The 20,684-nt window shown below is 48.8% G+C and carries 23 protein-coding genes; 7 read left to right on the forward strand and 16 right to left on the reverse strand.

The genetic code is table 11. From position 1 onward, the window contains the following. Positions 1-18: 18 nt before the first annotated feature. The 9 genes from CR46_RS0107865 to argC form a co-directional block, all read right to left on the reverse strand. On the reverse strand, positions 19-948 hold the full coding sequence (locus CR46_RS0107865; RefSeq protein ID WP_030071606.1) for a ParB/RepB/Spo0J family partition protein: 930 nt from the start codon (positions 946-948) through the stop codon (positions 19-21). Positions 949-972: 24 nt separating this feature from the next. Continuing rightward, a complete protein-coding gene (locus tag CR46_RS0107870; protein ID WP_030071608.1) occupies positions 973-1,740 on the reverse strand; it encodes a ParA family protein in 768 nt (255 codons plus the stop codon). Next, on the reverse strand, positions 1,740-2,405 hold the full coding sequence (gene rsmG / locus CR46_RS0107875) for a 16S rRNA (guanine(527)-N(7))-methyltransferase RsmG (RefSeq protein ID WP_030071610.1): 666 nt from the start codon (positions 2,403-2,405) through the stop codon (positions 1,740-1,742). Before rsmG ends, CR46_RS0107870 begins: the two co-directional genes overlap by 1 nt. Continuing rightward, positions 2,402-4,306 (reverse strand): tRNA uridine-5-carboxymethylaminomethyl(34) synthesis enzyme MnmG, encoded by a 1,905-nt coding sequence (gene mnmG, locus CR46_RS0107880; protein ID WP_030071612.1) that lies wholly within the window; start codon positions 4,304-4,306, stop codon positions 2,402-2,404. The genes rsmG and mnmG overlap by 4 nt, the downstream gene beginning before the upstream one ends. A gap of 566 nt (positions 4,307-4,872) precedes the next feature. After that, entirely contained in the window at positions 4,873-5,631 is a 759-nt protein-coding gene (locus CR46_RS0107885) for an amino acid ABC transporter ATP-binding protein (protein ID WP_030071614.1), read from the reverse strand. A 10-nt stretch (positions 5,632-5,641) separates the two neighbouring features. Continuing rightward, positions 5,642-6,313, reverse strand: a complete 672-nt coding sequence (locus CR46_RS0107890; protein WP_030071615.1) for an amino acid ABC transporter permease — start codon at positions 6,311-6,313, stop codon at positions 5,642-5,644. A 103-nt stretch (positions 6,314-6,416) separates the two neighbouring features. Beyond that, positions 6,417-7,187, reverse strand: coding sequence for a transporter substrate-binding domain-containing protein (locus CR46_RS0107895; RefSeq protein ID WP_030071616.1), 771 nt, complete (start codon positions 7,185-7,187; stop codon positions 6,417-6,419). 149 nt (positions 7,188-7,336) lie between these two features. Beyond that, on the reverse strand, positions 7,337-7,690 hold the full coding sequence (gene erpA, locus CR46_RS0107900) for an iron-sulfur cluster insertion protein ErpA (RefSeq protein WP_030071618.1): 354 nt from the start codon (positions 7,688-7,690) through the stop codon (positions 7,337-7,339). Between the two features lie 179 nt (positions 7,691-7,869). Beyond that, positions 7,870-8,904 carry an N-acetyl-gamma-glutamyl-phosphate reductase gene (argC, locus tag CR46_RS0107905; protein WP_030071620.1) on the reverse strand — a complete coding sequence of 345 codons (1,035 nt, stop codon included), beginning with the start codon at positions 8,902-8,904 and terminating at the stop codon, positions 7,870-7,872. A gap of 214 nt (positions 8,905-9,118) precedes the next feature. Between argC and CR46_RS0107910 the strand changes: the two genes are divergently transcribed. The 5 genes from CR46_RS0107910 (at position 9,119) to CR46_RS0107930 (ending at position 13,970) form a co-directional block, all read left to right on the forward strand. Next, positions 9,119-10,924: a chloride channel protein gene (locus tag CR46_RS0107910; protein WP_030071622.1), complete on the forward strand. Its 1,806-nt coding sequence runs from the start codon at positions 9,119-9,121 to the stop codon at positions 10,922-10,924. Positions 10,925-10,946: 22 nt separating this feature from the next. Continuing rightward, on the forward strand, positions 10,947-11,378 hold the full coding sequence (gene hemJ / locus CR46_RS0107915) for a protoporphyrinogen oxidase HemJ (protein ID WP_030071624.1): 432 nt from the start codon (positions 10,947-10,949) through the stop codon (positions 11,376-11,378). Beyond that, positions 11,378-12,187 carry a bifunctional hydroxymethylpyrimidine kinase/phosphomethylpyrimidine kinase gene (gene thiD, locus CR46_RS0107920; RefSeq protein ID WP_030071626.1) on the forward strand — a complete coding sequence of 270 codons (810 nt, stop codon included), beginning with the start codon at positions 11,378-11,380 and terminating at the stop codon, positions 12,185-12,187. The genes hemJ and thiD overlap by 1 nt, the downstream gene beginning before the upstream one ends. 36 nt (positions 12,188-12,223) lie before the next feature. Next, a complete protein-coding gene (gene hemL, locus CR46_RS0107925; protein WP_030071629.1) occupies positions 12,224-13,504 on the forward strand; it encodes a glutamate-1-semialdehyde 2,1-aminomutase in 1,281 nt (426 codons plus the stop codon). 88 nt (positions 13,505-13,592) lie between these two features. Continuing rightward, positions 13,593-13,970 carry a hypothetical protein gene (locus CR46_RS0107930; protein WP_030071631.1) on the forward strand — a complete coding sequence of 126 codons (378 nt, stop codon included), beginning with the start codon at positions 13,593-13,595 and terminating at the stop codon, positions 13,968-13,970. Between the two features lie 66 nt (positions 13,971-14,036). Here CR46_RS0107930 and CR46_RS0107935 read toward each other — a convergent pair whose 3' ends face one another. The 7 genes from CR46_RS0107935 to CR46_RS18665 form a co-directional block, all read right to left on the reverse strand. Then, positions 14,037-15,221: a hypothetical protein gene (locus tag CR46_RS0107935; RefSeq protein WP_198023703.1), complete on the reverse strand. Its 1,185-nt coding sequence runs from the start codon at positions 15,219-15,221 to the stop codon at positions 14,037-14,039. A 61-nt stretch (positions 15,222-15,282) separates the two neighbouring features. Next, entirely contained in the window at positions 15,283-15,798 is a 516-nt protein-coding gene (locus tag CR46_RS0107940; protein ID WP_051690140.1) for a hypothetical protein, read from the reverse strand. Between the two features lie 280 nt (positions 15,799-16,078). Next, the gene (locus CR46_RS0107945) at positions 16,079-16,909 is read right to left on the reverse strand and encodes a CsgG/HfaB family protein (protein WP_030071637.1); all 831 of its coding nucleotides are present in this window, start codon (positions 16,907-16,909) and stop codon (positions 16,079-16,081) included. Between the two features lie 71 nt (positions 16,910-16,980). Next, positions 16,981-17,397 carry a curli assembly protein CsgF gene (locus CR46_RS0107950; protein ID WP_030071638.1) on the reverse strand — a complete coding sequence of 139 codons (417 nt, stop codon included), beginning with the start codon at positions 17,395-17,397 and terminating at the stop codon, positions 16,981-16,983. Beyond that, on the reverse strand, positions 17,397-17,912 hold the full coding sequence (locus tag CR46_RS0107955) for a CsgE family curli-type amyloid fiber assembly protein (RefSeq protein ID WP_030071641.1): 516 nt from the start codon (positions 17,910-17,912) through the stop codon (positions 17,397-17,399). The genes CR46_RS0107950 and CR46_RS0107955 overlap by 1 nt, the downstream gene beginning before the upstream one ends. Before the next feature lie 22 nt (positions 17,913-17,934). Then, positions 17,935-18,243, reverse strand: coding sequence for a response regulator transcription factor (locus CR46_RS18660; RefSeq protein WP_332245070.1), 309 nt, complete (start codon positions 18,241-18,243; stop codon positions 17,935-17,937). A 177-nt stretch (positions 18,244-18,420) separates the two neighbouring features. Next, positions 18,421-18,627: a hypothetical protein gene (locus tag CR46_RS18665; protein WP_332245071.1), complete on the reverse strand. Its 207-nt coding sequence runs from the start codon at positions 18,625-18,627 to the stop codon at positions 18,421-18,423. 282 nt (positions 18,628-18,909) lie between these two features. Between CR46_RS18665 and rdgB the strand changes: the two genes are divergently transcribed. Both rdgB and hemW read left to right on the forward strand, forming a co-directional pair. Beyond that, entirely contained in the window at positions 18,910-19,518 is a 609-nt protein-coding gene (gene rdgB / locus CR46_RS0107965; RefSeq protein WP_030071642.1) for an RdgB/HAM1 family non-canonical purine NTP pyrophosphatase, read from the forward strand. Beyond that, positions 19,511-20,680 (forward strand): radical SAM family heme chaperone HemW, encoded by a 1,170-nt coding sequence (hemW, locus tag CR46_RS0107970; RefSeq protein ID WP_030071644.1) that lies wholly within the window; start codon positions 19,511-19,513, stop codon positions 20,678-20,680. The genes rdgB and hemW overlap by 8 nt, the downstream gene beginning before the upstream one ends. The last annotated feature ends 4 nt before the right edge of the window (positions 20,681-20,684 follow it).

A 20,684-nucleotide genomic window follows, 5' to 3' on the forward strand; every position in this document is an offset into this window, starting at 1 on the left:
GGTAACTTCGTAAGCCTGCTATTTAATGTGTGCCAAAATTCCGTCTAGCTCTTCAAGGCTGGTGTAGCGAATCGTTACTTTACCTTTTCCTTTTTGCCCATGGTCTATAGAGACGGGGGCACCTAGCAATTCCCCCAGATGTGTTTCAAGCCGTGAAACATCCGGTGTTTTAGCGGTACGTGGTGAAACTTGGGCAGGCGTGTTGTTAGATTGGACTTTTTTAACCAGCGATTCGGTGTCACGGACGGTCAAATCGTTGTTGACCACTTCATGGGCAATTTGACGTTGCTGGGTAGTGTTAAGCGAAAGCAGGGCTCGCGCATGCCCCATATCTAAATCACCGCGTTCAAGCAACGTTTGTACTTCAGGGTCTAACGCTAACAAGCGCAGTAAATTAGCGACCTGGGTGCGTGATTTACCAACTGCATCGGCAATTTGCTGCTGGGTAAGCTCAAACTCTTCCCCTAAGCGTTTTAGAGCAAGCGCTTCTTCGATTGTGTTTAAATTTTCGCGCTGAATGTTCTCAATCAGCGCGAGGGCTAAAGCTACTTCATCGCTAACATCGCGAATAACCGCTGGTATAACGTCTAATTCAGCCAACTGTGCAGCGCGCCAGCGCCGTTCACCTGCGATAATTTCATAGCGGTTTTCACCTACTGGGCGAACCACAATAGGCTGCATTACCCCTTGCGCACGGATGGAGTCGGCAAGCTCTTCTAGGGCTTCTGGCTGAATATCTCGGCGTGGCTGATATTTACCGCGAGTAAGCTGGCCTAGAGGTAAACGTTCTAGCCGTTCAGCCGCCGCTTCCGTTGTTGGCGCGGGCATCAGTGATGTGTCTGCACCATCAAGCGTTACACCACCAGTAAGATCTAAACTGTCACGACGACGGGCGCCCGCACCAATCAGGGCATCCAGGCCACGTCCTAGCGCGCGTTTACGCGTCATTCGCTTCCCCTCGTACTTTTTACGTTACAGCGATAGCCGCCGGATCATCTCTTTTGCAAGCACACGATAAGCCTGACTACCCCGCGAAAAACGTGCGTACTGGGTAACGGGCAAGCCATGGCTTGGTGCTTCAGCAACCTTCACATTGCGCGGAATGGTTGTTTTTAATAGGGCATCGCCAAAAAAGTCTCTCAGCTGTTTGTCGACTTCACGCGTCAAACTGGTGCGCTTATCGTACATAGTCCGCAGAATGCCAGAAACGGCTAAGTCAGGATTAATGCTTTGTTTGATCTGCTCAACGGTATCCAGCAATGCTGATAAACCTTCTAATGCATAAAATTCGCATTGCAATGGAATCAGCACACCATTAGCGGCCGTTAGCGCGTTGACGGTAAGCATATTCAGTGACGGTGGGCAGTCAATGAGGACAACATCATAGTCATCTGCGACGCTCTGTAGCGCTAACGACAAACGGCTTTGTCGCTGTTCACTATCAAGCAGTTCTACCTCTGCAGCCGTTAAGTCGCCATTGCTTGGTAGGACGTCATATTTCACTGGAAGTCCGCGAACAATCGCATCGCTTGCGGTTGTTTCTCCCAGCAATACATCAAGTACACTTTTATCAAGAGCGTACTTGTCGATACCACTACCCATGCTGGCATGCCCTTGCGGGTCTAAATCTACCAGCAGGATCCGACGATCCAATGCCGCTAAACTAGCGGCAAGGTTAACGGCTGAAGTGGACTTGCCCACACCGCCTTTTTGGTTGGTCAGGGCAATGATCTGGCTCACTACTCAACTCCTTTTGGGGTCAGAATCAACAGCTGCCGCTCGGCCGTTTCAAAGGGGACGCTTAATAAAAGTCGTGACTGTAGTTCAGCGTAGGCGGGCAACTCACGCAGCTCATCATCAGCGCCAGGGCCTTTCATGGCAAGCCATTGACCGTTAGTTGCCGGTAACCCTTGGGTCAGTGTGACAAAGTCTACCAAGCTGGCAAACGCTCGGGAAATCACCTGATCAAAGACCTGCTCACTAAACTGTTCAACACGTGCTTGGGTTGGCGTTACGTTGTTCAGCGATAGCTCCATGACGGCTTGGCGCTGAAAACGTACTTTTTTACCATTACTATCAAGCAACGTTACCTGAAGGTCAGGCTTTAAAATAGCCAGCACAAGTCCAGGCAAGCCTGGCCCGGCTCCGACATCTAACAACGTTGTGCCATGAATATACGGTGCAATTGCTGCGCTATCCAGTACATGGCGAGACACCATGTCTTCAACATTGCGCACTGCCGTGAGGTTATAAGCCCGGTTCCACTTGTGCAACAGTGCTAACAGTCCTAGTAACTGTTCGCGTTGAACAGCGCTGATAGCAATTCCAAGTTCTGCCATTCCTTCATCTAAACGAGGTGCAACAGTATTTGGTAAGCTGTTGATTAACGGAGTTAATTGAGTCATCCGTTAACAACCTCGGTACTGCTTACAAGCCGACGTTTTTTTAGATGTATCAGCAAAATAGACACTGCTGCAGGGGTCACCCCTGAGATTCTAGCTGCTTGAGCTAACGTTTCAGGCCGCGTTTCGCTAAGTTTTTGACGGATCTCATTGGATAGTCCCTCAACCCGTTGATAATCCAGCTCAGCAGGCAGCGGGGTTGCTTCATGGCGTTTGAGCTTATCGATCTCGTCTTGCTGGCGATCAATATAGCCTTGGTATTTCGCTTGAATTTGTACCTGCTCGGCGACGGCGTCGTCATTAACGTCATGGTTTTCCATGCCGGGCAGTGATGTGATATCAGCGTAAGTCAGCTCGGGACGCTTTAACAAATCGCTTAAGCAATATTCTCGTGGAAGTGGCCTGCCGGTTTTCTCGGCAATCTTCGCGGCAGCAGGTGTATTGGGCTGTACCCAAACGGTTGCTAAACGTGCAGTTTCACGCTCAATGGCATCGCGTTTTTGGCTAAACGCCGACCAGCGTTTGTCATCCACCAAACCCAGCTCACGACCTTTTTCAGTCAAACGCAAGTCAGCATTGTCTTCGCGTAGCAGGAGACGATATTCCGCACGCGAGGTAAACATCCGATAGGGTTCTTTGGTACCCATGGTAATCAGATCATCCACCAATACGCCGAGATAAGCTTCATCACGGCGGGGGTACCAAGCTTCTAGCTGCTTTGCGCGACGAGCGGCATTCAAACCGGCGAGAAGCCCCTGGGCACCGGCTTCTTCATAGCCGGTGGTCCCATTTATTTGTCCGGCAAAAAACAGGTTGTGGATAAATTTAGTTTCTAGCGAATGTTTTAAATCCCGCGGATCAAAAAAGTCGTACTCAATCGCGTAGCCAGGGCGAGTGATGTGTGCATTCTCAAGCCCTTTAATCGAGCGAACTACCTGTAGCTGAACGTCAAAAGGCAGTGACGTCGAAATTCCGTTGGGGTACAGCTCATGAGTATCGAGCCCTTCAGGTTCGATAAACACTTGGTGGCTCGATTTATCCGCAAAGCGGTGAACTTTGTCTTCAATCGATGGGCAGTAGCGCGGGCCAACGCCTTCGATGACACCAGAATACATAGGCGAACGATCTAAATTCGCCATGATGATTTCATGGGTTCGCTCATTGGTGTGTGCTATGTGGCAACTCACCTGATGAGGGTGCATCTCCCGTGAACCGAGGTATGACATAACTGGCGTTGGGGTATCACCTGGCTGTTCTTCCAACGATGTGAAGTCAACGGTTTTGGCATCAATACGCGGGGGCGTGCCGGTTTTTAACCGGTCAACGCGAAATGGCAGTGCACGTAGGCGTTCAGCTAAGGCATTGGAAGGGGGATCACCAGCGCGGCCACCGCGGCTTTGATCTAACCCAATGTGGATAACACCACCTAAAAACGTGCCTGTTGATAACACGACAGACTCTGCGTGGAAACGAATGCCAGTTTCCGTTACGACACCACGTACGGTGTCGTTATCCACAATCAGATCGCCAGCAGCTTGCTGAAAAATCGTTAAATTCGGCTGATTTTCCAACATGCCACGAATAGCCGCTTTGTAGCGTATGCGGTCAGCTTGAGCACGCGTGGCACGAACCGCCGGACCTTTGCGTGCGTTGAGCACACGAAATTGGATGCCGCCTAAGTCCGTGGCTAGCCCCATTGCACCACCAAGTGCATCAATTTCTTTTACTAAGTGGCTTTTGCCAATCCCACCAATTGCCGGGTTGCACGACATCTGGCCGAGCGTTTCGAAATTGTGGGTTAGCAACAGGGTTTGACAACCCATACGAGCAGAGGCCAATGCGGCTTCGGTTCCCGCATGGCCACCGCCGATGACAATCACGTCAAAGCGGTCGGGATAGTTCAAGAGGCACCTCGTCTTGTGCCGTTTGGCACGGATGATGTTGGTCAGTGTGTGTTCACTGTTTGAGTAAGCCGGCCAGTATAAACCTCCTGTGGGTAACCGTCAGGTTTTTCCACATTCCAAATTAGGTCTTTGTCTATTATTAATAACAATATAAAAATATATAAGAGAAGTTCTATTGATGTTGTAACTACTAGTGTGGACAAAATCTGTTGATAACCATAATAAATCAATATTTTTCATGCAGTTAAACTGTTAGTTTTTACATGATTAAACGGCGAAGTACCTGAGTAGAAGCGGTGCTACTCCTGTGGATGAAAGCGTGACTTATGCACAAGCATGGCAAACAACGGGTTATCCACCGACTCATACCGAGTTTGTTACCGCACCTGTGAACAAGTAGAGTCAGTATCGTGAAAAGTGGCTATAACCGCTCATGGTAGGTGATGCAGCGTGATGTGGCGCAGCATGTAAAAAATAGTATCCACAGGCAAAAAAAATGGCCTGTCGCAACGACAGGCCATTTAACGAAGTAAAAATTGGCTAAAAAATCAGTTTAACTCTGCTATTTAATGCTTCAACACACGAGCCAGGAAGGATTGTGTGCGCTCATGTTGAGGAGCATCGAACAGCTGTTCAGGTGGTCCCTGTTCAGCAATTTCACCTTTATGGATAAAGATAACGCGGTCTGCTACTTCACGGGCAAACCCCATTTCATGGGTCACAATCACCATGGTCATGCCTTCTTTGGCAAGCTCGCGCATGGCATCCAATACTTCACCAATCATTTCAGGGTCAAGTGCTGAGGTAGGCTCGTCAAACAGCATAAGGCGGGGTTCCATGGCCAATGCACGCGCCAGCGCGACACGCTGCTGCTGCCCGCCAGAGAGCTGACTTGGGTATTTATCTGCTTGGTCGGCAATGCCCACACGTTCTAGCAGACGTTCAGCGCTCTCTTCAGCATCTTGGCGGCTCCATCCCCTAACTTTCATAGGCGCGAGGGTAACGTTGTCGCGCACGCTCAAGTGGGGAAAAAGATTGAACTGCTGAAACACCATGCCGACTTCAGTACGGATGGTTTGCAGCGCTTTACTGCTTTTACCATTGGGTAGTAATTGGTTGCCATCAACATCAAGCGAACCGGATTGAAACTCCTCTAAACCATTGATACAGCGGATGAGCGTTGATTTACCAGAGCCGCTGGCACCGATGATAACGACGACTTCACCAGGGACAATTTCAAGGTCAATATTATTGAGTACGTGCAGGCTGCCAAAATGCTTATTGAGCTGCTGCATACGCACAATGGGTGATTGGGTAGAGGTCATTGCACGTTCCTTATTGTCCTGCGAGGCCTCTGCGCTCAACTTGGCGCAGAATCAAAGAGAGGGTCCAAGTGATGGCAAGATACAGCAATGCCACCATGAAATAGACCTCTAGTGCGGTAAAGGTAGTCGCAATATAAATTTGTCCTTGGCGGACTAACTCACCGACCCCGATAACGGAAAATAGCGAGGTATCTTTGATACTGATAATGCCCTGATTACCTAGTGGCGGAATCATGCGGCGCAGAGCTTGGGGCCAAATCACATAGCGAAAAGCTTGGGTTCGAGATAGGCCTAATGAGAGCGATGCTTCTCGCTGGCCACATTCAATAGACTGTACGCCACCTCGCACAATTTCAGAGATATAGGCTCCTGAATTTATGGCGATAGCGGCAATGCCGGCGACTAAGGCGTTGATTGGACTGCCCAGAAGCTGGGGTAGACCGTAAAAAATAAACAAAACCTGCACTAAAATAGGCGTGCCGCGAAAAACTTCGACATAAAAAATAGCTGGCCAACGCAGCCAACGTACTGGGCTAATACGCAATAAGCCAAAGAAAATGCCAATAAAGAAGCCAATGGCTAGGCCGCCAAACGATATCAGCAGTGTCCAAGGAATACCTGGTAATAGGTAAGGGATCGACCCAAACGCGGCCGACCAATCAAACTGAAAGTTAACGTCCACGCGTTATCTCCAGAAAAATAAACAACGGCACAGGGCCGGGAGGTTAGCCACCCGGCCCTGAAATGAAATTACTCATTGGCGGTAGTAATAGCGACCAGCGATGTTATTCAGCGCTGGGGGCTTCACCAAACCATTTTGTGTAGATTTCATCGTAGGTACCATCTTCACGCATGGCAGCAAGCGCTTCGTTGGTTGGCTCTACCCACTCGCTACCTTTATGGAACACGATACCGTACTGCTGACCTTCATATAGCGGGCCAACCACCTTGGTGCGGCCTTCGCCACGAGTTTGTGAGAAGTAGGCAACGTTAGGGGCGTCGTACAGTACCGCATCAACGTTACGCCCTAAGAGCGCCATGTACATATCGGCGGTGCCTGGATAGGGAGTAATATCAGCATCTTCGCCGAGTTCTTGTTGAAGGAAGTCGTAGCTAGTAGAGCCAATTTTGGTGGCAACGGTGAGACCCGCTAGGTCCTCAATCGAAGAGACATCTTCGTTGTCGGCACGCACGATAATTTGCAGACCTGAGTCATAGTAGGGGTCGGAGAAGTCGACCACTTGGGCACGCTCTTCCGTAATGGTGGTGCCAGCAATGGCGATTTCTTGATTGCCGGTTTGGACGGCAGGAATGATGCCAGAGAATTCCATGGTGGTAAGGTTAACGTCAAAGCCAGCACGCTCGGCGACGGCGTTGATGATATCCATATCGAAACCAATCATTTCGCCGGTTTCTGGATCCATCATTTCGAACGGCACAAAGCTTGGGTCGGTCGCTACATTGACAGAGGGTGTTTGTGCAAACGCGACAGTGGTAGTACCTAAGCCAAGCGCAAGGGCGGTAGCAAAGACAGATTTTTTCAGTAGGTAGTTCATTCGTTTCCCCGTGTTTTATTTGGTTAGCAACGCGATTTAAAGAAGATTTTTTCTTATAAATTGCATCTGTAACCGTTATTGACCTTTTAACCTTGGCGAGAAACCACCAAGGCGTCAAGTCACGGGGTGGGGGTTGTTACCAACGTTGGTTAGACCATAAAGGAAGCCCCGCAGCCGCAGGTGGTTGTGGCGTTAGGGTTTTGGACACGAAAACGGGCACCTGCTAACCCTTCTTCATAGTCGATGGTAGAACCCACCAAATATTGGTAGGAGAGAGGATCGACCACAAGAATCGCCTCACCAAATTCAATTAACGTGTCGTCTTCGGCCACGTTTTCAGCAAAATCAAACCCATACTGGAATCCTGAGCAGCCACCACCGGTGACATAAACGCGTAATTTCAGCGCAGGGTTTGCCTCTTCTGCTATTAGTGCTTGGATCCGTTTCCGGGCACTATCAGACAGTAGTAAAGGCGTTGGAACAAAAGCTTCTGCACCGCTCATGGGTACCTCCCGCGAGCTTTAAGAACGAAAAATCGGCATTGGAGTGTGATTATGGGTAATTCCCAGCAAAATGGTCAACTATTGTGTTGGAGTATCAAGTAAAGGACAGCTCACCGAGGAGGCTCTGGCAAATGCCCTCCTCTTTGAACTGTCTTCTACATGCTAGTGTTTTGTGTGGCTCAAGGCATCAACGCTGGGGCGTTGAGGCCCATATTTTCTTCAAAGCCAAACATGAGATTCAAGTTTTGAATCGCTTGCCCAGATGCTCCCTTAACTAAGTTATCAATTACTGAAAGTACGACCACGGTATTGCCATTGTCAGGACGGTGAACAGCGATACGGCAGGTATTGTTGCCTTTGACACTACGGGTTTCCGGGTGGCTGCCTGCAGGCATGACGTCAACAAATGGCTCGTTAGCATAGCGCTGTTCAAAAAGCGCCTGTAAATCGCCGGGCTCTTTCGCCAGCGTGCTATACAGCGTGGCATGAATCCCACGAATCATTGGCGTTAAGTGGGGTACAAAGGTTAGACCGACAGCGTTAGGCTGCATATCACCTAATCCTTGGCGAATTTCAGGCAAGTGGCGATGGCCTGACGCGCCGTAAGCTTTCATCGATTCGCTGGCTTCGGCTAGCAGCGAGGCCACCTTGGCACCACGGCCTGCGCCGGTAACGCCTGATTTACAGTCAGCAATTAACTGGCCTGGGTCGATCAAACCAGCTTCTAAAAGCGGTAGATAGCCCAGTTGAACCGCTGTTGGGTAGCAGCCAGGCACAGCAATTAAACGGGCATTTTTGATCTGTTCCCGGTGCATTTCTGGCAGGCCATACACGGCTTCTTTCAGCAGTTCCGGCGCGCCGTGGGGTTGGTCGTACCAACGGCTCCACTCGTCGGCGTCGCGCAGCCTAAAATCAGCAGATAAGTCGATTACGCGAGTACCATTGTCGAGCAGTTCGCCTGCTAGTGCGTGGGCCACACCATGGGGGGTCGCAAAGAACACGGCGTCCATTGCACCCAATGCCTTGGCGTCTGGCTCACTAAACGTGAGTGCATCATAGTGGCCGCGCAAGTTAGGGTACATATCACATACCTTTACGCCTGCTTCTGAGCGAGAGGTAATCGCTTCAACACTTACTTGGGGATGCTGGGCGAGTAACCGTAACAGCTCAACGCCGGTATAGCCGGTTCCACCCACAATGCCAACCTTGATCACAAACGACTCCTTGCGCGCGTTGCGTGTTAAGACATAACAATAATTAACAGCCTAAAGAGATGGCAACAGGCTGTCGAACGGTATCTGGCTATGATACACAAGAGAGCAGATGCTTAAGAGCACTGCGCAGAAGAAGCTCGTTTAGGGTGATCCGTTCAGTGGTAAAGCAAAACACCGCTCAAAAAAACGAATAATCAGTGCAAGGATGAACGTTGTGGCACGTTTTTCGCGATCAGATTTTACGTTGGAGAGTTTTCGCCGCCAGCTGGCCAATGTGGATGCGTTGCCCCAGCTTTGTGTGCTGGGGTTAGTGTCTGGGGTGATCACGGGCGCGGTGATGGTAGCTTTTCGTTTGCTGCTAGAAGCGGGTGCTGCGCTTTACATGCCGGAAGGCAATCCCGAAGCGTTCGAAGGGCTTTCACCTTGGATACGCGCACTGCTGCCGGTCATCGCGGTGACTATCATTGGCACGTTCCTCTATCGCCAAAAAGCCGCGGCACGAAAATTAGGGGTTGGCCATGTGATCGAACGCCTCACTTATCACCAGGGGCGCTTTCCTTTGCGCAACTGGTTAAACCAATGGTGGGTGGGTGTTGTTTCTGTGCTGGGTGGTCTTTCTGCCGGTCGTGAAGGGCCTGCTATTCATTTGGGCGCGGCTGCATCCAGTGGATTGGGGCTTAAGCTTCGTTTACCCAATAACAGTTTGCGGGTGTTGGTCGCTTGCGGTACAGCAGCGGGTATATCAGCGTCGTTTAACACACCCATTGCAGGGGTCATCTTCGCTATGGAAGTAGTGATGATGGAGTACACCCTGATGAGCTTTATGCCGGTCATTCTCGCCTCTACCATGGGGGCATTAGTGGCTCAATTGGTCTATGGCAACGAACCAGCGTTTCGCATTCCTGAGGTTGCTCTAGGCTCTTTGATGAATGTGCCTTGGGTGGTGGTAATTGGTTTAGCGATTGGCCTATTAGCAGGTTTGTTTATTCATATCTCCCGCAATCAGTATTTGCAGCAATGGCCCCTGTGGCTAAGGTTAGCGGTCGTAGGCGTATCGACAGGCGCTGTAGCGTGGTGGTTTCCTGACGTACAAGGTATCGGTTACGACAGTGTAGCGGCCATGTTGAATAACCAGCTGACGATCAGTGTGTTGCTCGCACTGGTAATTGCTAAATTACTGATTACCGCTCTTACCGTAGCAGGTGGTGTGCCGATCGGCATTATTGGGCCTGTGTTAGTGATCGGTGCTGCCACTGGTACGTTAGGGGGAATGCTAGGCGGCTGGGTATGGCCAGATAAAGCGGCAGACCCGAGCATTTATGCCATGCTAGGTATGGCAGCAATGATGGGCGCTGTATTGCAAGCGCCCCTTGCCGCATTAATGGCATTGCTTGAACTAACTCATTCACCTCATATTATGCTGCCAGGCATGCTAGCCGTTGTGGTGGCCTGTTTAACATCGAGGCAACTTACCGGTTGTGAAGGCTTTTTTATCAGCTCGGTGCGTTATGGGCTGCACCCATTACAACAGCCTTTAATGCAGGCACTTTCGCGGGTATCGGTGCCAGCGGTCATGGAGCGCCATCTAGTTCGTACCGAGCGAATGATAACGCCCGATCAGGCTCGGCGTCTGTTGGAAACCAATCCTGTGTGGCTAGTGATTGAGCGTTCTAATGCAGAAAAACCGGTGCTGGCGCTAAAAGCCGCTGAGCTTGCGCGTTGGCTGCTAGAGCATGATGAAGCGCTGCAGGACGAAGCCCCTTCAGACGATGAACTCATCGATTTACTAGAAATTCCTGGGCAGCGACTTGAGATGGCACCTATCGGGCTACAGGCAACGCTATCTGAAGCGTTTCTAAAGCTTCAGAACAATGCGTTAGGCGCGCTTTATGTGGTGCACGGTTATCGGCCAAAGCAGCAGCGAATTTCAGGTATCATTACTCGGGACGCTATCGAGCGTTATTATCACTACGCTGACCCACGCGGTGCTGATCCCCGTGATGCTGATGCTCAGCAATAAGCCAAATGCCTAAGGAGAGACCATGTATTTATGGGTAAAGGCCATTCATCTAATGGCGGTTGTTACTTGGTTTGCTGCGCTGTTTTATTTACCACGGCTGTATGTTTATCACGCTATGGCGCGAGACAAAGGTGATGAACAAGCGATCACTTACTTTAAAACCATGGAACGTAAGCTGTACCGTGGGATTATGACGCCGTCGATGATCGTTGTGCTGATCTTTGGCGGTTGGATGCTTTATCTTGTACCGGCTTGGTTTAGCCAAGGCTGGATGCACGCTAAGCTGCTGCTTGTTGCTCTTTTGATTGCTTATCACCACGTATGCTTAATATATTTGAAGCAGTTTGATCACGCCCGCTGCACCAAAAGCCATGTGTTTTTCCGCTGGTTTAACGAAGCACCCGTGATTGCGTTAATCGCGATTATTATCCTGGCGGTGGTGAAGCCCTTTTGATGCGCCAACCTCTTCCTCCCGTTGTTTTAGTGTTAGCCGGTCACGACCCCACCGGCGGTGCTGGACTGGTCGCCGATAGTGAAGCAATCGCCGCCTGCGGTGGTTGGGCGGTGACAATTCCAACTGCACTAACCGTTCAAAATTGTCATAACGTAATACGCATTTTGCCTGCAGATCCAGCAGCCATGAGGCAAATGGCGGAAGCATTAAGCGATATGCACATTGCGGCTATTAAGCTGGGGCTGTTGGCAGATGAAGCGACGCTGCGTGCAGCGGAACAAATTATCCGCCGTTTTCCTGGTATTCCGGTGGTTGCAGATCCGGTATTAAAAGCGGGGGGCGGTACTATGTTATCCACACCCGCCTTACAGCAGCTTTATCGTGATCGTTTGTTACCACTTGTGGATATAGTAACGCCCAACCGGTTTGAACTTGCGGCGCTGACGCCTGATATAACCGATCCTTTTGATGATACCGCCCGAGCCGTTGAGCTGCTGGCGCAGGGTTGCCAAGGTGTATTAGTCACGGCCACCGACGACCCGCTGCCAGGTAATACGCAACAGGTGGTGCATACGCTGCACTCCCCTGACACTACGCGCCAATGGCAGTGGCCACGTTTGCCCGATGTTTTTCACGGGTCTGGCTGTACCTTAGCCTCAGCGCTTGCAGCCCGCTTGGCTGTTGGTGAGCGCTTACCAACCGCTTGTGAGCAAGCCCAGCACTTTACTTGGGAGAGTTTGTCTCACGGTTATCAGCCGCCTAGCGGCCAGTGTTTACCGAAACGCTTGCCACGCCCCGTACGCTTTTGATCTCATGGGCAGTAAGCCATTACTATTGAGGATGCCATGACCACATCTGCAGAACTGTTTGACCTCGCCAGTCGTCATATTCCGGGTGGCGTTAATTCCCCGGTGCGTGCTTTTAAAGGCCTCCATCGTCCGCCAGTTTTCATGGAGCGTGCCCAGGGTGCCTATTTGTTCGATGTGGAAGGCAACCGCTACGTTGACTATATCGGCTCCTGGGGGCCGATGATCACCGGCCACGCTGATCAAGATGTATTGGCCGCCGTGCGTGCACGGTTAGATAACGGCCTCTCCTTTGGTACGCCGACAGCGGTTGAAACCACCATGGCCGACCTGATCTGCAGCATGATTCCTTCCATGGAAATGGTACGCATGACCAGCTCGGGCACCGAAGCGACAATGTCGGCGATTCGCTTGGCGCGTGGAACAACAGGGCGCGACAAGATTGTTAAGTTTGAAGGTAACTACCATGGCCATTCGGACTCACTGCTTGTTAAAGCGGGTTCGGGGGCGCTCACCCATGGGGAGCCTAGCTCACCAGGCGTGCCTGCTTCACTTGCTGAGCACACCATTACGCTTTCCTATAACGACCCTGATGGGGTAGAAGCCTGCTTCGCTGAGATTGGTGAGCAGATTGCCTGCATTATCGTGGAGCCGGTCGCGGGTAATATGAACTGTATTCCACCCCAGCCTGGTTTCTTAGAAACATTGCGCCGGGTGTGCAATGAATCTGGCAGCATTTTAATTTTTGATGAGGTGATGACCGGCTTCCGTGTTGCGTTAGGTGGAGCACAGGCACATTACGGCGTTACGCCCGATCTTACCTGCTTAGGTAAAATTGTCGGTGGCGGCATGCCAGTTGGGGCGTTCGGCGGTAAACGAGAGATTATGCAGAATATCTCGCCGTTGGGGCCGGTTTACCAAGCAGGTACGCTGTCTGGTAATCCCTTGGCCATGGCGGCTGGCGTTGCCCTGCTAACCAAACTGCAGGTACCGGGCTTCCACGATGCCCTGACCCAACGGGTGCAAACCCTGTGTACTGGCTTGCAAGAGCGAGCTAATGCAGCGCGCGTACCGATGATGACCCAGTCTGCTGGCGGAATGTTTGGAATTTTCTTCACCTCGCAATCCCGTGTGGATAACTTTGCTCAGGCGACCGCCTGTAATCCTGATGCTTTCCGTCGCTTCTTTGGTGCCATGTTAGACCACGGTGTTTATCTTGCACCTTCTGCCTATGAAGCGGGCTTTATGTCGAGTGCTCACACCCCAGAAGATATTCAGCTCACCTTAGACGCAGCCGAAAAAGCCTTTGCTGTTATGTAACGCTAGGTAACAAGCACGCCTACTGCCTGCTACACTTCAAGAGCCGCTCTAATTGAGCGGCTCTTGTGGTTAGTGAGGTAAACAACCCATGAAACGGCAGTCGGCTTGGCACTCTTCACGTTTTAACGGCGTATTGTTAACCGCCATTCTCACCCTTGGCCTACCATTAACAGGAATGGCCGCACAGGAGCAGGATATGACCCAGATCCACATCACCATGGGCGGCACACCCGGCGCAGAATTTTCAGCCCAGTGGCGTATCACCCACAACGATGAAACCATCGAGCACCCTGAAACCCGAGGCACCGTACCCGCTGAATTCACTTTCGAAGGCACTACGCTAGAAGGTACGGTAAAGCTACTTAGCGATGACGAGCGTTTAGAAGTAGATATCGTGAAAGGCAGTAACCGCTCACGCTCTTCGACCCAAGGCAAAGGCGGTACGCTAACGGTTGTGGTACGTTAATATTAATATAGAAACATAAAAAACCGCCCCTTCCGGGGCGGTTTGAGAGCATTGGCTAACCAAGGATTAGTACTGGATGGTAGAGGCCCAGTTACCAGTACCGCTTTGGGTCACACTTGCAGAACTTCCTACTGAGCCTACTTGGGTTACTGTCGAGATGTTAGCACTTCCGAAAAGACCACCGAAACCAAAACCGCGTGCTTGTGTAACAGTTGCTTCATGGTCATTGTTAGACTGAAGAATATATGATTCATTTGAACCAAATGTTCCTGTCTGAGTGACATTTGCGATGTTATCATCGCCAAATTGGCTTATATAAGAGTTTGAACCTCCACTAACCTGGAATAACGTAGCAGAGTTGTCATTACCCTCTTGCTGGATGTCTGAATCACTGAAAGCACCAACTTGTGTTACAACTGCATCGTTGCCACTGCCATCTTGACCTAACTCAGAGAAGTTATCGAAACCTCCTTGAAATACGTCAGCAGTATTGCCATCTGGGCCAATACGACGTTGGCGCATATAGGATGTGTTATCGAAACCTAGATCAAGATACGTTGCTTGGTTTAGCCCTCTGTTTTGCGCGATAGCACTTTCACCATTTCCACCTAACTGTGTAGCAGAGGCGTTGTTAGCATCCCCGGTTTGGCGAATAACACTATCTTGTGAAAAGCCTGCTTGAACGGATGATGCAACGTTATCTGAAGAGCCGTGCTGAATTACTGAGCGATTGTTGATACCAGTTTGGTCAATAAAGGCACTATTATTTTGGTTTCCACCTTGTTCAACTCTGCCTTGGTTATTTGTACCGTTTTGCAATACTTCTGCAAGGCCAGAATCTAAATCTTGGGAAACATATGAAACGTTATTTGTACCGAATTGATCAACATATGCTTCATTAGGGCCGCCTGAACCGGAAGCTTTTACTTGAATAACGTCTGACTGGTTACCAACCCCACCGCCTTGCTGAACACTTGCTTCGTTAGCATTGCTACCTGATCCTGTCTGATCAATATCAGATACATTTTGGCTAGTATCAGAGGTTGGACCAAGAAGGTTTAAAGCATTAAGAATATTGCTGCCACTGGGCACCGCAGGTTGAACATTATCCCAAGCATCATTGTCAATGTTGGTATTAGGGTTATCAACCCCCCAAGAAACACTGTTATCAAGAGGTAGTTGCTGTGCAAAAGCCATACCGCTCATTGTGATGGTTACAGCAGCGGCTAGAGCAGTCATTTGAGTCTTCATTTTGTTTCCCCTTTTTTCGACCATCTTGCTTTTGGTTGTCTATTGAGCTGCAGATGGCGGCTCAATAGGTATCGATAGTGACTGGACGTGCACTGCCCGAATTATTTTGTTGCTGGACACTAATGCCGCGTAAGCCACTGCCCGATTGTGAAATCGTAATATCGCCGCTAAAACCCGTTTGATATATATCTGCTCTTAGTGAAAACGCATTGCCTTGCTGACTAATATTGGCAGAATGATTATTACCGACTTGCCATATAACGCCGATATTATTGCCATTACTTTGTACTATCTCAGCATGATTGTTATTACCACGCTGATGAATATGAGAAAAATTAGCGAATTGATAACTAGCTGAACGTGATTGAGTAACACTGGCTTTATTACTGTTACCCTGTTGCTCAATCACACTAATATTGCCTTGTAAAAATGAGGTGTCTATCTCACTTACATACTGAGCAACTCTTGAGTTATCTGCTTGAGCAATCATATTCATTCCCAGCAAGCCAATCGTTAAAAGCAAAGCTATGCAGCTTTTATGATTTGCATTGCTCTTAGTCAGGCTTGAAGGTTTCATTTCTTACCCCTTTTGAAACTTTTTGTATCTTTATGTTTCGTATATTTAGTTTGGACTATTTGAAGAAAGTCGCCATAAGAAGTTTTATTGTTGCTGCGACTAAATTTTTGGTTTTTCTATTAAATTACTAGCTAATAAATTCACACCCCATTGATTAGATAAATCATTACGATAAAATTACATGGGTAAACGACGAAAATTAAAAAAATGGCCACTCTATGAGTGGCCATTAAAACGTTTATATTTTATGTGGTGTTCCCTTGATTTAATTATGCCATGCCTACAGCATGGGTATGGGGGCGTTAAGGTATTCGTCTAAGATAGATTCTTGTAGGCTGGCCCCTGGCGCTAGATTCCATAGCCGGTTTTCTATACCTCTAGCAATAAGATGGATGACCGCAGACTCAATCGCCGACATAACCGCTAGCTGCACAGGCTCATTGGTAGTGATACCTGCCTCGGCTTCTAATAATCGGCTAAAGTCGATAAAGCGATAAACCCCAGCTCTTAGCTCTTTGGAGTAGATCGTTTTGGTGGTCGTGACGTTGGCCAATATTTCGCCGGTTGATATTTCGACGGCACGTAAATTAACCGTCACCTGATCCACTTGGTACTGGCCTGATGCACCTATGCCGAAATATTCCGCACCGGCGCCTCCGGTTCGTATGTTGGATTCGTAGGCAATAATGCCCCCTTCAAGCATTACCGAGGCTGCCCTTAACGATGGTAACGTATCAGGCTGACCAAACCGCTCGAATTCTGCGCGAATAATACGACGTTCGGTTAATAAGTTCTGTAACCCAACCCGCTCTAGGGGAATAAACCAGCCAGAGTCTGAGAGGGCGCCGGTAAGCATTGCCGCTGCCCCTTGGGTCACCGCTGTAGAGAAGGTACTTGCAGGGGCTGGCCGGTATTGACCTGTTTGGTCGCGGAAGTCATATACGGAAACAAAAATCTTACCCGCTGGCGGCGGTAGCGCAACAAGATCCTGATAGGTTGAGCCTCGTGGTGTTAAGGTTGCTTCAGCACCTTCTAAATTTTCTGATGTGGCTACCACCCCTGCGCAGCCGCTCAGCAAGCTGACAATGATAAGTGAGGCAATGATTTTCATAGTGATCCCCTGATGAAGCAGTTAGCGTTAAGCTTTATTCTCAGTTGTTGGCTATTTATTCTGCTTTTTTGTTAAGGATTAAATAAACCACCAACGCTTATTTCAGTGACATCACCCGTTACCTTATCAACTACTCTAACCACTAGTTGGCCACTGTTATCGCTCACCACAACGCCAAACTCATCACTATCGAAACTACCTTCGCTAACTTCACCGCGGCTAACATCAGAGATAAGCTGTGATATCAAGCGGCTTTCTAAACTTTGTAGCAGTCGATCTGTGGAAGATAGTGATTGCACGCTGCGCGTATTTGGGTCTTTATTAGTATCTTGTGCTTGAGCTTTGCCCAATAAATAACTACCGGCAAATGGATCACCACCGAAAGAGGGATTAATCGGTTGGTAAATTAATTCTCCCGAGTATGCATTTGTTCCTATGCCCATTACTGCTATTAACGTAGCGCAGCGAATTTTTACGCGAATGTTCATTAGAATAACTCCTCTTTTCCCAGGTCTTTATCTGATATAAGGGCAGATGCCAGCTGCTGCTGGAGAAGTGCCTCTTCCACAACTTGTACAGCTTCTCCGGCTATGCGGTCAGCTTCGCTAATCCTGGGAGAGAGCTGTGTCCTAAAGTACATGCGGTTGCCTTCCATAATGGCAACCTGACTACCCCAACGTGCATCGGGGCGCTCCTGAATGGTAATGGTGGCGTTGCCTATTAGTAGGCTATCCATGGCTCGTTGGCTGAAAGCACGATAGAAGGTCTTGCCAGCCATGGTTACCGTACGGTCCACCATGACGCCAGTGAGTTCACTACTGCCGCTTTGTCGGGATTGGATTTCTGGGCCATCGGGGCTTGATAGCTGATTAATTGCATCTACTTCTTCTTGTTCGCTGGCGGGTAAAGAACTAGGCTCGTTAGCTAAGACGCTTGTTAGCAGCGCGAAATAGACGACAAACGTAAGTAATACAGAGCGAGGTAATTGATAAAGTAGATACATGGCGATAGGGTCCTTTTGAAAGCTACCGATGGCGTTGTAAACTACGTGCGGTTTCTATGTTAGGTAGAATGGGGCCAAGGTTTTGATGAATCCAATTAAGTGCTTGAATGCGGTTGTGTACATTAATTTTACGGAAAATGTTATATAGATGAGATTTGACGGTGTGTTCGCTTAAAAACAGTTTTTCGGCAATTTGTTGATTAGATGAGCCGGCGCTTAATAAAGAGATAATTTCCATTTCTCGGTTCGTTAAGCCACAGGCAGGTCTGAAAGCATTACTTTGGTACTTACGGTAGAAAAGTATTAACCTTGCCATCAGTTCACGAGACATCCACAGCTCATTATCTAATAAGGCGTGAATGCCTTTGCAAAATACCTCTAAGCTTTCGTTACGGTAAAAAATCCCTTTTAGTTGAGCGCAAGAAAGTGACTCTAACGCGTGATCCATATCGCGAATATTGAAGGCCGCTAGCGGTGCTTTTGCCAGTGCGTCAGGAAGCTTTTCCTGCTAGTTTGGTAATGTATCGGCATCAATGTGGTCGCTGTCTATAAGAATAAGTAACTTGCCAGCGATTGTTGGTGGAAGTACGGCATCAGGTGTGTAGGTATTAATTTTGCAGCCCGTCTGCGTTTGTAAATAGTCTACAAATAGCTGCAATTGCGGACTATTTTCAGTAATGATATACACCAGACCTGTGGTTTTTTCCTGCGGCATTGGTTAGTCCTCATGGAAAGAAAGCGTGAATAAGTCTGCCTTTGATTGTTGCCTATGAGATACATTTCGTAAAGTTATGTTACTATGAAACTAGTAAAATAAATTTGAATATCGTTATTCATTTTTTATATAAACATGCAATTAATTGATTAATAAATATTTTATTTACTAAATTAGTATTTTGAGATTCATTCGCTCGATTACCTTTGGTAACATTTTCTGGAATTTATACCCTCCACTTTTCCTGCGTAAACTGATGCTTTTTTATTTGGAGACATACGGATGTCATCTATTAAGACGCTGGTTTTAGCCAGCAATAATGTTGGGAAGTTAAATGAATTCAATCAGTTGCTTACTCCCTTGGGGTTAGATGTTCGCCCACAATCTGAATTTGGTGTGCAAGAGGTTGATGAAACGGGGCTTACATTTGTAGAAAACGCATTACTGAAAGCTCGTGAAGCAAGTAATGTGAGTGGATTGCCTGCATTAGCAGATGACTCTGGCCTTGAAGTAGACGCACTCAATGGTGCGCCAGGTATCTACTCAGCACGCTATGCTGGAGAACCTAAAAGTGATGAGCGAAATAATGAAAAGTTATTAACGTCGCTTAGCCCCTATGCTGAAGGTCAACGTAGCGGGCGTTATTGGTGTGTATTAGTCTATTTACGCCACCCAGAAGATCCTGTGCCTGTTATTGTGCAACGCAGTTGGGAAGGTGAAATTCTGGCACATCCTCGCGGTAACGGTGGTTTTGGTTATGACCCCCTTTTTTGGCTACCGGATCAAGGAATGAGTGTTGCCGAGTTGCCCAGTGAAACTAAAAACCGGCTTAGTCATCGCGGACGGGCATTACAAGGTTTGGTAGAACTGTTGAAGGTGGCACATGGCTGAGCTATTGCCACCCTTATCTCTTTACATACATACGCCATGGTGTGTGCGTAAGTGCCCTTACTGTGATTTTAACTCCCATGAGCCAAGCACTGAGGAGCTGCCTGAAGCCGCTTATCTCACCGCCCTGCTCAATGATCTAGATGGTGATTTATCGTTAGCGGATGAAAGAGAGATTCAAACCATATTTATTGGTGGGGGTACACCAAGTCTCTTATCACCAGCTTTTTATGATCAATTATTCAAAGAGATACGCCTTCGGCTGCCTTTCTCTTCTACTATAGAAATTACCCTAGAAGCCAATCCTGGCACGACCGAGCAGCAGCGGTTTATTGGTTATCGAGAAGCTGGCATTAATCGTCTGTCTTTAGGAGTTCAGAGTTTTCGCCCTGAACAGCTTAGCGCGTTGGGGCGTATTCATAGTGGCCAAGAAGCTGTGAATGCTGTTCGCCAGGCCCGTGAAGCTGGGTTTGATAATCTCAATATTGATTTGATGCATGGGTTACCCAAGCAAACCCCGGCTCAAGCGATGGAGGATATTAATCAAGCATTGGATCTGGGACCAGAGCACCTTTCCTGGTATCAGTTAACGCTTGAACCTAATACGGCATTTTTCTCTCAGCCGCCTGTGTTACCAGAAGAAGAGGCACTCTGGGACATTCAAGAAGCTGGGCATCAACGCCTTGAGCAAGCTGGCTTACGACGCTATGAAATTTCCGCCTACGCGCGAGTAGAGCAACAAAGTCGGCACAATATTAATTATTGGCAGTTTGGCGATTACTTGGGTATTGGGGCGGGGGCTCATGGAAAGCTGACGACGGTTGACAGTCAGGGGCAGCGGCATATTGAAAGGCGCTGGAAAACACGTCAGCCAGAGGCTTATTTACGCCGTTCAAATGATCTGCGTGGCTTTGTGGCCGGCAAGCAGCCGATAGCAACACAAGAGCTGCCCCTTGAATTTTCGATGAATGCGTTACGTTTAATCGATGGCGTCTCCATGGATGTCTGGACGGCTTACACAGGGCAGCCCCCAGCCATGTTACTTGCACGGTTACACAGCGCCTATGAAAAAGGACTTTTAATGGAAATGCCCGAAAAGCTGCGTGCATCGCCTCAAGGTCTATTATTCTTGAATGAATTGCTGACATTAATAAGCGATGAGTGATCAG

The sequence above is a fragment of the Vreelandella neptunia genome (assembly GCF_000712975.1).
Taxonomy (GTDB): Bacteria; Pseudomonadota; Gammaproteobacteria; order Pseudomonadales; family Halomonadaceae; genus Vreelandella; species Vreelandella qaidamensis.

Excerpts from the sequence above, each read along its gene's own strand:
- hemJ (WP_030071624.1), top strand. The coding sequence starts at position 10,947 with ATGTATTTATGGGTAAAGGCCATTCATCTAATGGCGGTTGTTACTTGG.
- hemW (WP_030071644.1), top strand. The coding sequence starts at position 19,511 with ATGGCTGAGCTATTGCCACCCTTATCTCTTTACATACATACGCCATGG.
- CR46_RS0107955 (WP_030071641.1), bottom strand. The coding sequence starts at position 17,912 with ATGTATCTACTTTATCAATTACCTCGCTCTGTATTACTTACGTTTGTC.
- erpA (WP_030071618.1), bottom strand. The coding sequence starts at position 7,690 with ATGAGCGGTGCAGAAGCTTTTGTTCCAACGCCTTTACTACTGTCTGAT.
- CR46_RS0107930 (WP_030071631.1), top strand. The coding sequence starts at position 13,593 with ATGAAACGGCAGTCGGCTTGGCACTCTTCACGTTTTAACGGCGTATTG.
- CR46_RS0107945 (WP_030071637.1), bottom strand. The coding sequence starts at position 16,909 with ATGAAAATCATTGCCTCACTTATCATTGTCAGCTTGCTGAGCGGCTGC.
- CR46_RS0107935 (WP_198023703.1), bottom strand. The coding sequence starts at position 15,221 with ATGAAGACTCAAATGACTGCTCTAGCCGCTGCTGTAACCATCACAATG.
- hemL (WP_030071629.1), top strand. The coding sequence starts at position 12,224 with ATGACCACATCTGCAGAACTGTTTGACCTCGCCAGTCGTCATATTCCG.
- CR46_RS0107940 (WP_051690140.1), bottom strand. The coding sequence starts at position 15,798 with ATGAAACCTTCAAGCCTGACTAAGAGCAATGCAAATCATAAAAGCTGC.
- rdgB (WP_030071642.1), top strand. The coding sequence starts at position 18,910 with ATGTCATCTATTAAGACGCTGGTTTTAGCCAGCAATAATGTTGGGAAG.
- thiD (WP_030071626.1), top strand. The coding sequence starts at position 11,378 with ATGCGCCAACCTCTTCCTCCCGTTGTTTTAGTGTTAGCCGGTCACGAC.
- CR46_RS0107885 (WP_030071614.1), bottom strand. The coding sequence starts at position 5,631 with ATGACCTCTACCCAATCACCCATTGTGCGTATGCAGCAGCTCAATAAG.
- CR46_RS0107865 (WP_030071606.1), bottom strand. The coding sequence starts at position 948 with ATGACGCGTAAACGCGCGCTAGGACGTGGCCTGGATGCCCTGATTGGT.
- rsmG (WP_030071610.1), bottom strand. The coding sequence starts at position 2,405 with ATGACTCAATTAACTCCGTTAATCAACAGCTTACCAAATACTGTTGCA.
- CR46_RS18665 (WP_332245071.1), bottom strand. The coding sequence starts at position 18,627 with ATGCCGCAGGAAAAAACCACAGGTCTGGTGTATATCATTACTGAAAAT.
- CR46_RS0107895 (WP_030071616.1), bottom strand. The coding sequence starts at position 7,187 with ATGAACTACCTACTGAAAAAATCTGTCTTTGCTACCGCCCTTGCGCTT.
- CR46_RS18660 (WP_332245070.1), bottom strand. The coding sequence starts at position 18,243 with ATGTCTCGTGAACTGATGGCAAGGTTAATACTTTTCTACCGTAAGTAC.
- CR46_RS0107950 (WP_030071638.1), bottom strand. The coding sequence starts at position 17,397 with ATGAACATTCGCGTAAAAATTCGCTGCGCTACGTTAATAGCAGTAATG.